The 14,516-nt window shown below is 67.0% G+C and carries 14 protein-coding genes; 4 read left to right on the top strand and 10 right to left on the bottom strand.

Annotated features, from left to right (window positions below; genetic code table 11):
* Window positions 1–25: 25 nt before the first annotated feature.
* Window positions 26–628 (bottom strand): TetR/AcrR family transcriptional regulator, encoded by a 603-nt coding sequence (locus ABGI63_RS04620; RefSeq protein ID WP_269839404.1) that lies wholly within the window; start codon window positions 626–628, stop codon window positions 26–28.
* Window positions 629–796: 168 nt separating this feature from the next.
* On the opposite strand from ABGI63_RS04620, the gene uvrA reads away from it, so the two are divergent.
* Window positions 797–3,727 (top strand): excinuclease ABC subunit UvrA, encoded by a 2,931-nt coding sequence (gene uvrA, locus ABGI63_RS04625; RefSeq protein WP_349741274.1) that lies wholly within the window; start codon window positions 797–799, stop codon window positions 3,725–3,727.
* A 10-nt stretch (window positions 3,728–3,737) separates the two neighbouring features.
* Here uvrA and ABGI63_RS04630 read toward each other — a convergent pair whose 3' ends face one another.
* Entirely contained in the window at window positions 3,738–4,514 is a 777-nt protein-coding gene (locus ABGI63_RS04630) for an MHFG family PEP-CTERM protein (RefSeq protein ID WP_349741275.1), read from the bottom strand.
* A 224-nt stretch (window positions 4,515–4,738) separates the two neighbouring features.
* Here ABGI63_RS04630 and ABGI63_RS04635 point away from each other — a divergent pair, with 224 nt between their 5' ends.
* Window positions 4,739–5,344: a 2-hydroxychromene-2-carboxylate isomerase gene (locus ABGI63_RS04635; RefSeq protein ID WP_349741276.1), complete on the top strand. Its 606-nt coding sequence runs from the start codon at window positions 4,739–4,741 to the stop codon at window positions 5,342–5,344.
* A 50-nt stretch (window positions 5,345–5,394) separates the two neighbouring features.
* Window positions 5,395–5,787 (top strand): response regulator, encoded by a 393-nt coding sequence (locus ABGI63_RS04640; RefSeq protein ID WP_349741277.1) that lies wholly within the window; start codon window positions 5,395–5,397, stop codon window positions 5,785–5,787.
* Between the two features lie 57 nt (window positions 5,788–5,844).
* On the opposite strand, the gene ABGI63_RS04645 is transcribed toward ABGI63_RS04640, so the two are convergent.
* From ABGI63_RS04645 to ABGI63_RS04680, 8 genes are all read right to left on the bottom strand, one after another.
* Window positions 5,845–6,261 carry an SWIB/MDM2 domain-containing protein gene (locus ABGI63_RS04645; RefSeq protein WP_137945468.1) on the bottom strand — a complete coding sequence of 139 codons (417 nt, stop codon included), beginning with the start codon at window positions 6,259–6,261 and terminating at the stop codon, window positions 5,845–5,847.
* A 197-nt stretch (window positions 6,262–6,458) separates the two neighbouring features.
* The gene (locus ABGI63_RS04650) at window positions 6,459–7,574 is read right to left on the bottom strand and encodes an alpha-hydroxy acid oxidase (protein ID WP_349741278.1); all 1,116 of its coding nucleotides are present in this window, start codon (window positions 7,572–7,574) and stop codon (window positions 6,459–6,461) included.
* Entirely contained in the window at window positions 7,571–8,254 is a 684-nt protein-coding gene (locus ABGI63_RS04655) for a Fe2+-dependent dioxygenase (RefSeq protein ID WP_349741279.1), read from the bottom strand. The genes ABGI63_RS04650 and ABGI63_RS04655 overlap by 4 nt, the downstream gene beginning before the upstream one ends.
* Window positions 8,255–8,359: 105 nt before the next feature.
* Window positions 8,360–10,606 carry a TonB-dependent receptor gene (locus ABGI63_RS04660; RefSeq protein ID WP_349741280.1) on the bottom strand — a complete coding sequence of 749 codons (2,247 nt, stop codon included), beginning with the start codon at window positions 10,604–10,606 and terminating at the stop codon, window positions 8,360–8,362.
* A 95-nt stretch (window positions 10,607–10,701) separates the two neighbouring features.
* Complete coding sequence (locus ABGI63_RS04665; RefSeq protein WP_137945464.1) at window positions 10,702–11,121, bottom strand: ExbD/TolR family protein; 420 nt, start codon at window positions 11,119–11,121, stop codon at window positions 10,702–10,704.
* Between the two features lie 10 nt (window positions 11,122–11,131).
* The gene (locus ABGI63_RS04670; protein WP_349741281.1) at window positions 11,132–11,905 is read right to left on the bottom strand and encodes a MotA/TolQ/ExbB proton channel family protein; all 774 of its coding nucleotides are present in this window, start codon (window positions 11,903–11,905) and stop codon (window positions 11,132–11,134) included.
* 27 nt (window positions 11,906–11,932) lie between these two features.
* Window positions 11,933–12,631 carry an energy transducer TonB gene (locus tag ABGI63_RS04675; RefSeq protein ID WP_349741282.1) on the bottom strand — a complete coding sequence of 233 codons (699 nt, stop codon included), beginning with the start codon at window positions 12,629–12,631 and terminating at the stop codon, window positions 11,933–11,935.
* A 256-nt stretch (window positions 12,632–12,887) separates the two neighbouring features.
* Complete coding sequence (locus ABGI63_RS04680; RefSeq protein ID WP_349741283.1) at window positions 12,888–13,865, bottom strand: TerC family protein; 978 nt, start codon at window positions 13,863–13,865, stop codon at window positions 12,888–12,890.
* Between the two features lie 288 nt (window positions 13,866–14,153).
* On the opposite strand from ABGI63_RS04680, the gene ABGI63_RS04685 reads away from it, so the two are divergent.
* On the top strand, window positions 14,154–14,510 hold the full coding sequence (locus tag ABGI63_RS04685) for a phage holin family protein (protein WP_266005227.1): 357 nt from the start codon (window positions 14,154–14,156) through the stop codon (window positions 14,508–14,510).
* Window positions 14,511–14,516 lie beyond the last annotated feature (6 nt).

The raw sequence follows: 14,516 nt of genomic DNA on the forward strand, positions 1-14,516 counted from the left end.
CAGGACCATGGTCTGCAGGGCGGACTCAGGGCTTGTAGTGCTGGATCAGGCGCTGGTAGCTGGCCCAGCCGCGCTGGGCCGTCAGCGGCTCGCGCAGGAAGCGGGCCTCGCGCATCAGTGCGGTGAACAGGCCGTCGAGTTCGAACACCAGCTGCTCGGCGTCCAGGTCGGCGCGCAGATGGCCCATCTCGACGGCCTGCAGCACGCTGCGCTTGAGCGCGCCGCGCCAGCGCCGCACGCCGGCCAGCAGCAGCTCGCGCAGCGGGCCGTCGCGGTCGTCGAACTCGAAGCTGCCGGCCACATAGAGACAGCTGCCGCGCGGACCGGCCAGCGTGGTGCGCTGCAGCCAGGCCGCCATGATGGCGTCCAGCCGCGGCAGGCCGCGCGGCTCGCGCAGCGCCGGCACCAGGATGTCTTGCTGGAAGCGCCGGTCGAACTCCTCCAGCACCGCGCGCTGCAGGCCCTCGCGCGAGCCGATGCGGGAGAACACCCCGCTCTTGGACAGGTTCAGCCGCTTGGCCACCTCGCCGATGCTGAGGCTCTCCAGGCCGTCGAGCGCGGCCATTTCCAGCGCGACATCGACGATGGCACTCTGGGTCAGCTCGCTGCGCTCGGTCTTGGCTTCCATGAGTCTGAATTTAGCACGATCGTGCGAATATTTGTCAAGCTATCGACAAGACCCGCCGGCCGGTACTGACAAGCTTTGTCAGCAGGCCGGCCCGATCAGGCCGCGCGAATCCGGGTCCTCGGCCTATGATGGCGGGTTCTCCGTCAGCCACCTCGTCCCCCAGCTTCCATGTCCGACGACCATTCCAGCGCCCGCCGCCCTCCCGTCGCCGAAGCCGCGATGATCCGCGTGCGTGGCGCGCGCACCCACAATCTGAAGAACATCGATGTGGACCTGCCGCGCAACCAGCTGGTGGTGATCACGGGCCTGTCCGGCTCGGGCAAGTCCAGCCTGGCCTTCGACACGCTGTATGCCGAGGGCCAGCGCCGCTATGTCGAGAGCCTGTCGGCCTATGCCCGGCAGTTCCTGCAGCTGATGGACAAGCCCGATGTCGATGTGATCGAAGGCCTGTCGCCGGCGATCTCGATCGAGCAGAAGGCCACCAGCCACAACCCGCGCTCGACCGTCGGCACGGTCACCGAGATTCACGACTATCTGCGCCTGCTCTACGCCCGCGCCGGCACGCCCTTCTGCCCCGACCACCACCTGCCGCTGGAGGCGCAAAGCGTCAGCCAGATGGTCGACGCGGTGCTGTCCATGCCCGAGGAGAGCAAGCTGCTGCTGCTGGCGCCGGTGGCGCGCGACCGCAAGGGTGAGTTTCTCGATCTGTTCGAGGCCATGCAGGCCCAGGGCTATGTGCGCTTTCGCGTCGACGGCGCGACGGTCGAGGCCACCGAGCTGCCGGCGCTGAAAAAGGCCGAGAAACACGATATCGATGTGGTGGTCGACCGCGTCAAGCTGAAGGCCGACGGGGCCGACAGCCTGCGCCAGCGCCTGGCCGAGAGCTTCGAGGCCGCGCTGCGTCTGGCCGAGGGTCGGGCCCTGGTGCTGAATATGGACACCGGGGTCGAGACCATCTTCTCCAGCAAGTTCGCCTGCCCGATCTGCAGCTATTCGCTGCCCGAGCTGGAGCCGCGGCTGTTCTCGTTCAACTCGCCGGTCGGCGCCTGCCCCAGCTGCGAAGGCCTGGGCCAGGTCACCGCCTTTGACCCGGATCGCGTCGTCGCCTTCCCGACGCTGAGCCTGGCCAGCGGCGCGGTCAAGGGCTGGGACCGCCGCAATGCCTACACCTTCTCGATGCTGGAGAGCGTGGCCAAGCACTATGGCTTCGACATCGAGCTGCCCTTCGAGGAACTGCCCGAGACGGCGCGCCAGGTGCTGCTGCGTGGCTCCGGCACGGACGAGATCAGCTTCGTCTACGAGGCCGAGAGCGCCAATGGCAAGAAGCGTTCGGTCAAGCGCGCGCATGCCTTCGAGGGCATCCTGCCGAATCTGGAGCGGCGCTTCAAGGAGACCGACTCCAGCGCCGTGCGCGAGGACCTGGCCCGCTATATGGCGGCCAAGCCCTGCCCGCATTGCGAAGGCTCGCGCCTGCGGCGCGAGGCCCGGCATGTGGTGCTGCAGCCGGCCGATGCGCCCGAGGGCTTCAAGGGCAAGCCGATCTACGAGGTCGAGCATGCGACCTTGCGCGACTGCCTGCACTACTTCGAGGGCCTGAAGCTCAAGGGCGCCAAGGCCGATATCGGCGACAAGGTGGTGCGCGAGATCAGCTCGCGGCTGCGCTTTCTGAACGATGTGGGCCTGAACTATCTGAGCCTGGATCGCAGCGCCGATACCTTGTCCGGCGGCGAGGCCCAGCGCATCCGGCTGGCCTCGCAGATCGGCTCGGGTCTGACCGGCGTGATGTATGTGCTGGACGAGCCCAGCATCGGCCTGCACCAGCGCGACAACGATCGCCTGATCGCCACCTTGCGCCATCTGCGCGATCTCGGCAACTCGGTGCTGGTGGTCGAGCATGACGAGGACGCGATCCGCGCGGCCGACTATGTGCTGGACCTCGGCCCTGGCGCCGGCGTGCACGGCGGCCGCGTGATGGCTCAGGGCACGCCCGCCGAGGTGGCGGCGAACCCGGACTCGCTGACCGGCCGCTATCTGAGCGGGGCCGAGCGCATCGCGGTGCCGGCCAAGCGCCACACGCTGGCCGATCAGGCCGAGCCGCGTTCGCTGAAGATCGTCAACGCGCGCGGCAACAATCTGCAGGGCGTGACGGTGGAGATCCCGGTCGGTCTGCTGACCTGCGTGACCGGCGTCTCGGGCTCGGGCAAGTCAACCCTGGTCAATGACACGCTGTACGCGGCCGTGGCCAAGAAGCTCTACCAGAGCCATCAGGACCCGGCCCCGCACGACGAGATCGAGGGCCTGGATGCCTTCGACAAGGTCATCAATGTGGACCAATCACCGATCGGTCGCACGCCGCGCAGCAATCCGGCCACCTACACCGGCCTGTTCACGCCGATCCGCGAGCTGTTCGCCGAGATGAATACCGCTCGCGAGCGCGGCTACGGCCCCGGGCGTTTCAGCTTCAACGTGGCCGGCGGCCGCTGCGAGGCCTGCCAGGGCGACGGTGTGCTGAAGGTCGAGATGCACTTCCTGCCGGACGTTTACGTGCCCTGCGATGTCTGCCATGGCAAGCGCTACAATCGCGAGACGCTGGAGGTGCTCTACAAGGGCAAGAACATCACCCAGGTGCTGGGCATGACGATCGAGGACGCGCACCAGTTCTTCAGCGCGGTGCCGACGCTGGCGCGCAAGCTGCAGACCCTGCTGGATGTGGGCCTGGGCTATGTCAAGCTGGGCCAGAGCGCGACCACCTTGTCGGGCGGCGAGGCGCAGCGGGTCAAGCTGGCGCTGGAGCTCTCGAAGCGCGACACCGGGCGCACGCTTTACATCCTCGACGAGCCGACCACCGGCCTGCATTTCGCCGATATCGCGCTGCTGCTGAAGGTGCTGCACCAGTTGCGCGACGCCGGCAACACCATCGTCGTGATCGAGCACAACCTCGATGTGATCAAGACCGCCGACTGGCTGATCGATATGGGGCCCGAGGGCGGCTCGGGTGGGGGTCAGCTCTTGCTGGCCGGGACGCCGGAAGAGCTGGCCGCCCATCAGGGCAGCCATACCGGCCGCTATCTGAAGGCGCTGCTTCCCAAGAAGCGCTGAGCCGGAAGGCTCAGGCGCGGCGGCGGCGGGCCACCCAGCCGACCGTCGCCAGGCCGGCCAGCATCAGGGCCCAGGTCTCGGGCTCGGGCACTGGCGTGGTGACGCCGGGCGGCAGCGGCGGGATGCCGCCCAGACCGCCGCCGGGCGGCGGTGTCAGGCCGCCACCGGTGAAGCTCCCGGGCAGACTGGGGCCGGCGGCCACCGGCTGGCCGCTGGGCAAGGCGGCGACTTGAGAGAAGCTCGGTTCGCTGCCGGCCACGGTCGCAGGCGCGCCGCTGCCCGGCACACCGGCGCCGGTAGGTTCCATCTCCAGCAGGGCCTGCGGGTCTTCGCCTTCGCGGGTCGAGGACGCCACATTGGTGGCGGCGGCCGGCGCGGCTGCCTGCTTGGTGCGCTTGATGCGGCTGACATTGCGGCAGACCGTGGGCACCAGGATGCACTCGCCGTCCTCGCAATAGACCAGGCCGCGCTCCTGCATCTGGTCGGTCCAGCGGGCGCGTGTCACGCTGCCGCAGACGCTGCCCTGGCCGAAGTGCATCGCACTGATCTGCGGGCTGTACTCGGCCTGGCCGTTGATCGATTCGCGCGTGATCGTGACCATCTCGTCGTAGCTGCGCTTTTGCATGCGCGCCTTCAGCTTGGCGCGGGTGGCCGCCGGGATGTCCTGGTAGCGATCCACGGCCGCGACCACATCGCCCATGAAGGGGTTCACTCCCGGCCTATCCCAGGAGCATTGGGGCAAAGTTGCGCCCGACGCTGCAAGCGCCATGGTGACGAGTATGGACATGGACCTATTCCCTTATCAGCCCGTGGGGGCGGGCATCTTGTTGGCTTGGTCTGCCAGCGCGTCCGCTGGTCGCCAAGCGTTTGACGATGTAGGAATTTTAAGTGGGGGCTTGGGGTGCCCCTGCCGATGAGCCCCCCTCAGCCGGGGGAGCATGCCTGCGGCATAAGTCACGCTTCGCACAGCCCCATGCCCTGCACTAGACTGCGCGCAGCCCAGGAGATGCCATGCCCCGCACGATCGACTACTACTTCGCCCCGCAATCCCCGTGGACCTATCTGGGCCATGCGCGTTTCTGTGAGTTGCTGGCGCGCACCGGTGCCGAGGCGCGCGTGCTGCCGGTCGATCTGGGCGGGGTGTTTCCGGTCTCGGGCGGTCTGCCGCTGGCCAAGCGGGCGCCGCAGCGGCAGGCCTATCGCCTGGTCGAGCTGCAGCGCTTCAGCAACTGGCTGGGTCTGCCGCTGCATCTGCAGCCGCGCTTCTTTCCGGTTTCCGGCGATGCGGCCGCGCGCCTGATCATTGCGGTGGACCGGCATGATGGCAGCGCGGCGGCGCTGCGCCTGGCCGGTGCGGTGATGAGCGCCGTCTGGGCCCAGCAGCGCGATATCGCCGACACGGCCGTGCTGGCCGAACTGCTGGCCGAGCAAGGCCTGGCCGCCGAGCGTCTGGTGGAGGCCGGCGACGCTGCCGTGCAGGCCTGCTATGCCGCCCATACCCAGCAGGCCATAGCTGCCGGTGTGTTCGGCGCACCCAGCTATGTGCTCGATGGCGAGATTTTCTGGGGCCAGGACCGGCTCGATTTTCTGGAGCGCCGCCTCCAGACGCCGGCCTGACACGCCGATTCGCTGCTACCCTGCGCCGTCCCCGATCCGCCCGCGTCCCCATGCCAGAAACCGCGCTCACGCGCCATGTGCTCTACGTCGAAGACGACCGCATCAACATCGTGTTGATGGAAGAGGTGTTCCGGCGCCTGTCGGGCTGGAGCCTGGACTGTGTCGAGGACGGCGCCCAGGCCTTGCAGGCGTTGCGCGAGTGCAGGCCGGATCTGCTGCTCATCGACATGAATCTGCCCGATATGAACGGGCTGGAGCTGCTGGCGCGGCTGCGCGCCGAGACGCCGCATGCGGAGCTACCCTGCGTGGCGCTGTCGGCCGACGCCTTGCCGGAGCAGATCGCGGGCGCACTGGAGGCCGGCTTCATGGCCTACTGGCTCAAGCCCATCGATGTGATGCAGCTGGCCCAGGCCCTGCACGAGCTCGGCACGACCGGGCAGTAAAAAGGCCCGGGGATACCGGGCCTGATGCATGAGACGACGCCGCGAGGCGCCGAGGGCTCACTTCAGATGGCTGTTGATCAGCTTGGTCATCTCGAACATATCGGCCTTGGCCTTGCCGAAGATTTCCTTCAGCTTGGCATCGGCGACGATGATGCGTTTCTGCACAGCGTCCTGCAGATTGTTCTTCTTGATGTACTCCCAGACCTTCTTGGTCACATCGGTGCGCGGCAGCGGTGCTGCGCCGACGATGGCCGCCAGCGCAGCGCTGGGGGTCAGTGCCTTCATGAAGGCGGCGTTGGGAGTGCGCTTCTTTGCCGGCGCTGCAGCCTTCTTAACAGGAGCTGCTTTCTTTGCCGGGGCGGCGGCCTTCTTTGCTGGCGCCGCCGCCTTCTTGGCTGCCGGAGCAGCCTTCTTGGCCGGAGCCGCCTTTTTGGCGGGTGCCTTAGCGGGCGCGGCCTTCTTCGCAGTTGCCATTTCGATTCTCTCCATCAAGGGTTGGGTTGATGTGCCGGGTCAGGGTGAAGACCGCGTGAGCCTTCAATTCTCTCTAGCACCGAGCGAGGGCAATGGTACTGCGCCCCCAGAGCGTTGAGAAGGCTTTCATAGGGCAGGAATGCCCCAAGTCGCAAGGAATAGCGCGATGTTTGTCGCGGCCTCGCATCAGATGCCGCTCACGGACGTGTTTGCCAGAGCAAATGCGGCCCCGCCTCGCTGAGCTGCTTGCAGCCGCACAAGGCCATCGCGATCTCCAGCTCATCGCGCAGCAGGCGCAGCGCATGGGCCACGCCGAGCGCGCCGGCGGTGGCCAGCGCATGCACATACGGCCGGCCCAGCAGCACCGCGTCGGCCCCCAGCGCGATCGCCTTCAGCACGTCGGTGCCGCGGCGGATGCCGCCGTCGACCAGCAGCGGAAAGTCGTCGCCCATCGTGGCGCGCAGCATGGGCAGCAGCTCGGCCGTGGTCGGCAGCGCGTCCAAGGTGCGGCCGCCGTGGTTGGAGACGATCAGGCCGGCGACACCGCGACGCTGCGCCTCCAGCGCATCTTCTGGGTGGGCCACGCCCTTGAGCAGCAGCGGCAGACGGCTGTGCTGGCGCAGCCAGTCGATCTCGGCCCACTTCGCGGCGCGCGGCATCAGGCCATCGAACATCGCGCTCTGCCCCGGCGCCAGATCCAGCGGTTTCTTGAGCCCGCCGAGGTTGACCGCGCGGATATCGTCCGGCAGCTTGAAGCCGGCGCGTCGCTCGCGGTCGCGCGCGCCATGCACCGGCGCATCGACGGTCAGCACCAGGGCCTCGAAGCCGGCCGTCTCGATGCGCTGCAGCAAGTCCTGCATGAAGTCGCGGTCGTCGCGCCAGTAGAGCTGGAACCACAGCGGGCCGCGACCCGCCTCGCTCAGCATGGCTTGGGCCACACCCTGCATCGGCATGCTGGCCTGGGCGCTGAGTATCAAGCCGGCGCCCTGCGCGGCGGCGGCATAGGCGCTGGCCAGTTCGCCATCGGGGTGGGCAAGCCGCTGGTAGGCGATCGGCGCCAGCGCCACCGGCTGCGGCCATTCGCGGCCGAGCAGCGTGATGCGGGTGTGTCCGCCGCCGAGATCGCGCAGCACGCGCGGCCACAGCTTGATGGCGTCCCATGCCGTGCGATTGGCGCGCAGCACCTGCTCGTCGGCCGCAGCGCCATTCAGATAAGCGAAGGCCTGCTCGCTCATGCAGGCCCGCGCATGGGCCTCGAAGTCGGCCAGGTTGGCGACGTCGGCCGGGATCTGCTGCAGTGCACTGAGGCTCATGTGTCGGCCCACATGCGCAGCAGGTTGTGATACGTGCCGGTCAGTTGCACCGTGGCCTCGGACTCGCCATGCTCGCTGCGCAGCCGCATCAGGCTCATGTCCATCTCGTAGAGCAGGCGTCGCTGCTCGTCGCTGCGCACCATGCTCTCGATCCAGAAGAAGCTGGCCAGGCGCTGGCCACGCGTGACCGGCGCGACGTGGTGCACGCTGGTGCCGGGGTAGAGGATCATGTCGCCGGCGGCCAGCTTGACGTGCTGCTCGCCAAAGGTGTCCTGGATCACCAGCTCGCCGCCGTCGTAGTCCTCCGGGTCGGCGAGGAACAGCGTGCAGGAAATGTCGGTGCGCACGCGCTGCGAGCCACCGGGCAGATAGCGCACGGCCTGGTCGACGTGGGGGCCATAGCTATTGGCCGCACCACCATAGCGATTGAACAGCGGGGGCAGCACGCGCTTGGGCAGCGCGGCGGAGAAGAAGATCGGGTGCCGCTCCAGCGCCTGCAGCACCAATTGCTGCAAGGCCGCTGCTTCGCGGCTGGAGGCGCCCAGCTGCTCATTGTTCTTGACCTGTGCCGCCTGCGGTCCGGCGGTGCTGCGCCCATCCTCCCACCTGGCCTCGCGCAACAGCGCGCGCGCATGGGCCAGCACATCGGGGGTCAGAACCTGCTCGATCTTCAGCAACATGGCGAACGCGTTCCTATGAAAAAAGGCCCGGGGCAAGCCCGGGCCAACAAAGGCCTCTTTGAAGAGAAGTTTAGCGAGCCGGCCGGAGCCGGCTCTTGCGGAGCATCAGAACTTGTAGCTACCGGTCAGCGATGCAATACGGCCCGCGCCGGGCACGTAGTGACCCGGATACAGAGAGTCGGCATACAGCTTGTTGCTGATATTGCTGACGTTGAGCTTGAAGATCAGCTTGTCCTGGATCGCCTGGTACTCGGCCATCACGTCGCCGATGACGAACTTGGGCACGGCGAAGCCGGGGTTGCGCAGCGGTGTCTGCGAGCTGCGGGCGGTCAGGCCGCCACCGATGCGGATGCGCGGCGTCAGCTGATAGGTGGTCCACAAGGTGCCGGTATGTTTCGGGGTCAGCGAGGGGCGGCTGCCCTGGACCTCGCCGCCGGTGGCGCTGCTGATGTCGATGTTGGCGACCGGCATCCACATATAGCTGGCGAACACCTCCCACTGCGGGGTGATGCGGCCGTTGACATCCAGCTCGATGCCGGCCACATGACGCTTGCCGGACAGGGTCACGACATCGGTCAGCAGCGGATCGGTATTGCGCTCATGCAGCTTGGTCGAGCGGAACACCGCGACGCGGGTGCTCAGCCGGCCGTCGGCCGAGTCAATCTTGGCGCCGAGCTCGACGTTGATGGCCTGCTCGGGATCGATGTTGACATTGCTGGGGCTGAGCGAATAGGCATCGCCCGAGGTGTTGAACGAGGTCGCCGCCGAGGCATGGAAGGACATGCGCTCATTCGGCTGGAACAGCAGGCCCAGGCGCTTGCTCCACTCCGAGACCTTCATGCGGTAGCTGGACTTGGTGACCGGGCCGGGCGCAGCGTTGGGAATCGCGAAAGCGTCGTAGTCCCCGGTCAGTCGGTCGTAACGCAGGCCGGCCAGCAGCTTCCACTGCGGCGCCAATTCGATCGTGTCCTGCAGGTAGAGGCCCGTACCGCGCGCGGTGTATTCGTTGGCCGTGCGCATCACGCGGCTGTCTTCATTGACTGAGGCGCCGTCATCGGGGCGGCCGACCGTGGTGGTCGGCTTGGTGATGTTGACGCCGCCTTGGGCAGCGCTGCGGGCCGCGAAGACCTGCTTCTTTTCCTGTGCAAAGTCCACGCCCGCCAGCAGATCGTGCTTCATGCCAAGCGCTGCGAACTTGCCGCTGAAATCGCTCTGTCCGTACACGGTCTGCATGTCCTGGGTCTTGTTGTGGGTGCCGCGGGTGATCACGGTGTTCGGACCGAAGGTGGCCAGGCTCACCGCAACGCCACCGGGTTGCATCGCCGCACCAGCAAATCGCACGGTGCCGGAGCGCTGGTCGCGCGCATAGTCGGATACACGCAGACGGGTCACGAGTTCCATGTTCTGACCGAAACGATGCACATGGGTGCCGGTCAGGCTGCTGGCTTGACCTTCGTTCTTGTCGCTGGCCATGCCGTAATAGGCCTTGGGATCCAGCGGCAACAACGTCGTGCTTCCAACGGGGGCGGTCAAGGTCGGCCGGATGTACGGCATGCCGTAGTTGATGCCGTTGTTGTTGTCCAGGTGGTAGACACCCACCGAGAACTCGTCGCGTTCACCGATACCCCAGCGATAGACGCCGGCCAGGCCGATCTTGTCGGTGCGAGCACCGGTGCCGTCGTTGTCGGCGTTATCGAACATGGTACCGACGCGCAGTGCCGAGGACTCGCTCATCTTGGCATTGAAGTCGCCAACCACGCGCACGCCGTTGTGGCTGGACACCGTGGCATCGATCTGGTGCTCGTTGAGCAGGCGAGGTTGTTTGGTGACCTGGTTGACCGCGCCGCCGGTGGAGCCGCGACCGAAGGTCAGCGCGGCCGAGCCGCGCAGCACCTCGAGTCGGTCATAGAAGAAGGTGTCGCGCTCGTAGAAGGCCGGGTCACGCATGCCATCAATGAACACATCGCCAGAAGCTTGCAAGGGGAAGCCGCGCAGGCGGATGTCTTCCTCGCCACCCTCGGCTGCCAGGAAGGTAATGCCCGAGGTGTTCTTCAGCACTTCCCGCAGTGTGTCCAGATTGCGGTCATCGATCAGCTTCTCGGTCACCACCGTCACCGACTGCGGAATGTCGCGCAGCTCCTGCTTGCCCTTGCCGATGCGGGTCTCGGTGGCCTGGTAGTCGTCCTTGCCGGCGCGCTCGGCGCTGGCCTTGGCGCGCACCACGGGCAGGGCGCTCTCGGTCTTGACCGGATCGACCGGCGCAGTTTGTGCGATGGCGGCGGAGGCCAGGCCGAAGCCGGCGGCCAGTGCACCCAAGGGGAGCAAGGTGGCCTTGTGTTTGATGCGGGACATGAGGACTCTCCAGTTTGATGAGGGGTGGGCAAGGCGCTGCCCGTGGCGGCCTGGCGATGGCTTGGCCGCCTTGTTCTTGAAATCGGGACGGGGTGCTAGGGCCGCTCGGGCTCGCTGACGAAGCCGACCTTGCTCAGGCCGGCCTTGGACGCGTCGGCCAGGGTTTCGGCGACCAGGCGGTAGGCGACGTTCTGATCGGCGCGCAGATGCACTTCGGGCTGGACCGGCTTGGTGCCCTCGGCAGCGAAGCGCTGGGCCGCGTCCTCGCGCGAAACCGGTTCGCCGTTCCAGAAGCGCTGGCCGGCGGCGTCGATCGCGAACTCGATCTTGTCGGGCTGCAGCTCGTTGGCCGCCGAGCTGACCTTGGGCAGGTCGAGCTTGACCGCATGGGTCAGCAGCGGCGCGGTGACGATGAAGATCACCAGCAGCACCAGCATCACATCGATCAGCGGCACCATATTGATCTCGGCCATAGGCCCGCCGCCGCGCTTGTTGTCAAAGGAAGCGAATGCCATCGTGGGCTCCTCAGGACGCGGTGGCGGGCTTCAGCGGGCGCACATTGGCGGCCTGGCCTTGGGCGGCGGCGCCGGGCGCCTCACCCAGCGTCAGGAAGCTGTGCAGCTCGTAGGCGAAGGCATCCAGCCGGGCCGACAGCACGCGGTTGCTGCGGCTGAAGGCGTTGTAGGCCATCACCGCAGGGATCGCGACGGCCAGGCCGATGCCGGTCATGATCAGCGCCTCGCCGACCGGGCCGGCCACCTTGTCCAGCGTGCCCGAGCCGCTCATGCCGATCGCCAGCAGCGCGTGGTAGACGCCCCAGACCGTGCCGAACAGGCCGACGAAGGGGGCGGTCGCGCCGATCGTGGCCAGCGTGGTCAGGCCCGATTCCAGCCGCGTGGTCTCCTCGTCCAGCACCTTCTTGATGGTGCGGGTGATGAAGTCATTGGCCGTGCCGGCCTCGGCCAGCCGGGCCGAGCCGTGGCGGGCATGGTGGGCCTGGGCGTGCAGTGCATGGGCGCTGAGGTGCGAGAAGGGATCGCGTGCGCCGTGGGTGTTCAGCTCGGCCTGCACCGCGTCCAGCGAGCGGGCGTTCCAGAAGAAGTCCAGGAAGCCGGTGCTGCGCTTGTTGCGCAGATACTGGGTCAGGCCCTTGGCGATGATCAGCGCCCAGGAGGCGACCGACATCAGCACCAGCACCCCGAAGAGGAATTTGCCGACGAAATCGGCCTGGGTGATGAAGTGACCGAAGCCCATGGCCTGGGCGGAGTTGACGGTGGTGGCGGCGGTGGTGACGTCCATGATGGTCAGGGTTCTTGGTGTTCTGGTTCAGCGGTCCAGCTCGTAGGACAGCAGGGCGGTGGTTTCCCATTCGACCGGCTGGCCGTTGTCGAGATAGGGTGCGAAGCGGGCGGTGCGGATGTCTTGCAAGGCCTGCTGATCGATGCGGGCAAAGCCCGAGGACTTCTTCAGCGAGGCCTCCTTCAGCTGGCCGCGTGCGTCGACGACGATGCGCAGGTGCACCAGGCCCTGCTCGCCCAGGCGGCGCGACAGCAGCGGCACGGTCAGGCGCGGCTCGACCACATAGCGCACCGCGCTGGGCGGGATCTGCCGGGGCACGGCGGGCGCCACCTGGGCCGGCGGTGCCGGAGGGGCCGGTGGTGCCGGCGCGACCGCCACCACCGGGGCCGGTGCCGGCTCGGGGGCGGGCACGACGAAGGCGGGCGGTGCCGGGGCCGGGCTGGGCGCTGCCGCGATCACCGGCGCGGGAGCCGGTCGGGGTTTCTGGATCTGGGGCTTGGGCGGCGGCGGTGGCGCGGGCTTCGGCGGCTCGGGCGCATCGATCAGGCTGACCATGATGGGTGCGGCCTCGATTACCGCCTGCCGCACCGCATCGACCTGCAGCAAGGCCCAACCGCCCAGCACATGGGCGGCCAGCACGCCGCCGGTCAGCACACGGCGCGCGGTGGGGCCCAGCTCATCGACCGGTGCCGGCGCGGCGATCTGCGGCTTCGGCGGCGTCGGCAAAGCCGCCGCCGCGCGCGGTGCTTCCGGGACGCCGCCGGGTCGGGCGGCAAGAGTGGCTTGAGTCACAGCAAAGGCGCGAACGCAAGGATTGAGATCGGCCGGAATCGTAACATTAATGCGAACTATTCCTATTACTTATGGGCATTTCTACCAAGATCCTGGCCCGACCGTACCCAGAATGCGACAGCCCCCGGGGCGAACCGCCGGGGGCTGTGGGGTAGGGACGGCGCTCCTCGCCGTCGGGGGGGCGCCAGGCTCAGCGCTCGCCGGCCTGCTCAGTGCTCGTGATCTTCGGTGCGGTGCGCAGGCTCAGCACCATGGTCACGGCCAGGATCGCGATCACCACGCCCAGCGAGGCCAGCACCGGGATCTTGATCAGGTCGATCAGCATCATCTTCGTGCCGATGAAGGCCAGCACCACGGCCAGGCCATAGCTCAGCAGATGGAACTTGGCGGCCATCGCGGCGAGCAGGAAGTACATCGCCCGCAGACCCAGGATGGCGAAGATATTGGAGGTCAGCACGATGAAGGGATCGTTGGTGATCGCGAAGATCGCCGGGATCGAGTCGACCGCGAAGATCACATCGGTGATGCCCACCAGAGCGATCACCAGCAGCAGCGGCGTGGCCAGGCGCTTGCCGTTCTCCCTCGTGAAGAAACGCTCGCCGTCGAAGTGCTGGCTGACCGGCATCAGGCGGCGCAGCAGCTTGAGCGCCGGATTACTCTCCAGATCAGGCTCCTGGCCGGCTGCCCACCACATCTTGATGCCGGTGATCAGCAGGAAGGCGCCGAACAGATAGAGCACCCAGTGGAACTGCGCGATCAGCCAGCTGCCGACCAGAATCATCACGGTGCGCAGCACGATGGCGCCGATGATGCCGTACATCAGCACCCGCTTCTGGTAGGCCGGCGGCACCGAGAAGTAGGTGAAGATCATCAGGAAGACAAAGATGTTGTCCACCGCCAGCGACTTCTCGATCAGATAGCCGGTCAGGAATTCCAGCGATTTGGTCGTGGCCAGATCGGCGTCGCCGGTGCTGTCCTTGACGGCCCACCAGAACAGGCCGTTGAAGGCCAGGCTCAGGGCCACCCAGACCAGCGACCAGTTGATCGCCTCCTTAACGCTGACCTCGTGCGCGCCCTGCTTGCGCAGCACGACGAAGTCGACGAACAAGGCCACCAGCACCGAGCCGGCAAAGAAAATCCACAGCCACAGAGGCGCAATCGAGCTCATGCAGAGGCTCCCGCAAGATAGAGGTTGATGAAGGCAACAGGCCGAAAGGTCTTGCGGGGCAGGACGCGGATGTGGGGGACACATCCACCAGCTGCGGGGTCCGGATGCCAGCGGGCGCTGGCAACGTAATGACGGACGGCCGCCACGACAAGGCGTCGTGTAGCTACTCCCCTTTCGGTTGGCCGCGAGTATGCCAGGGTTTGCGCCAGATCAATCGGCAAGCCCCCAGGGGAAAGACCCGATTCGTGAAGTCCTGCCGCGTCATCGCCCGCTTGTATGCTAGATGGCATGAAAACCTTGACGCGATGGTTCTTGCTCGCGGGCGCCCTGCTGCTGGTGGCCGCCCTCTACCCCGGTGTGGTCGTCACCAGCTATGGCGCCGCGCTGATCGCGGCCCTGGTGCTGGGTCTGCTGAACACCTTGCTGCGGCCCATCCTGGTGCTGCTGACCCTGCCGGTCACGGTCATCACCTTGGGGCTGTTCCTCTTCATCATCAATGCGCTGATGTTCTGGGCCGCCGCCTCGGTGCTCGACGGCCTGAGAGTCACCGGCTTCTGGGCCGCGCTGATCGGCTCGCTGATCTACAGCCTGTGCGGCATGCTGATCGATGTGCTGATCGAGCGCCTGTTCCCGGGGCGCGACTGACCCCCC

The sequence above is a fragment of the Roseateles cavernae genome, from assembly GCF_040187885.1.
Classification (GTDB): Bacteria; Pseudomonadota; Gammaproteobacteria; order Burkholderiales; family Burkholderiaceae_C; genus Roseateles_E; species Roseateles_E cavernae.

What these genes read in the sequence shown, in the direction of transcription:
- ABGI63_RS04620 (WP_269839404.1), bottom strand. Translation starts at nt 628, where the DNA reads ATGGAAGCCAAGACCGAGCGCAGCGAGCTGACCCAGAGTGCCATCGTC.
- uvrA (WP_349741274.1), top strand. Translation starts at nt 797, where the DNA reads ATGTCCGACGACCATTCCAGCGCCCGCCGCCCTCCCGTCGCCGAAGCC.
- ABGI63_RS04630 (WP_349741275.1), bottom strand. Translation starts at nt 4,514, where the DNA reads ATGTCCATACTCGTCACCATGGCGCTTGCAGCGTCGGGCGCAACTTTG.
- ABGI63_RS04635 (WP_349741276.1), top strand. Translation starts at nt 4,739, where the DNA reads ATGCCCCGCACGATCGACTACTACTTCGCCCCGCAATCCCCGTGGACC.
- ABGI63_RS04640 (WP_349741277.1), top strand. Translation starts at nt 5,395, where the DNA reads ATGCCAGAAACCGCGCTCACGCGCCATGTGCTCTACGTCGAAGACGAC.
- ABGI63_RS04645 (WP_137945468.1), bottom strand. Translation starts at nt 6,261, where the DNA reads ATGGCAACTGCGAAGAAGGCCGCGCCCGCTAAGGCACCCGCCAAAAAG.
- ABGI63_RS04650 (WP_349741278.1), bottom strand. Translation starts at nt 7,574, where the DNA reads ATGAGCCTCAGTGCACTGCAGCAGATCCCGGCCGACGTCGCCAACCTG.
- ABGI63_RS04655 (WP_349741279.1), bottom strand. Translation starts at nt 8,254, where the DNA reads ATGTTGCTGAAGATCGAGCAGGTTCTGACCCCCGATGTGCTGGCCCAT.
- ABGI63_RS04660 (WP_349741280.1), bottom strand. Translation starts at nt 10,606, where the DNA reads ATGTCCCGCATCAAACACAAGGCCACCTTGCTCCCCTTGGGTGCACTG.
- ABGI63_RS04665 (WP_137945464.1), bottom strand. Translation starts at nt 11,121, where the DNA reads ATGGCATTCGCTTCCTTTGACAACAAGCGCGGCGGCGGGCCTATGGCC.
- ABGI63_RS04670 (WP_349741281.1), bottom strand. Translation starts at nt 11,905, where the DNA reads ATGGACGTCACCACCGCCGCCACCACCGTCAACTCCGCCCAGGCCATG.
- ABGI63_RS04680 (WP_349741283.1), bottom strand. Translation starts at nt 13,865, where the DNA reads ATGAGCTCGATTGCGCCTCTGTGGCTGTGGATTTTCTTTGCCGGCTCG.
- ABGI63_RS04685 (WP_266005227.1), top strand. Translation starts at nt 14,154, where the DNA reads ATGAAAACCTTGACGCGATGGTTCTTGCTCGCGGGCGCCCTGCTGCTG.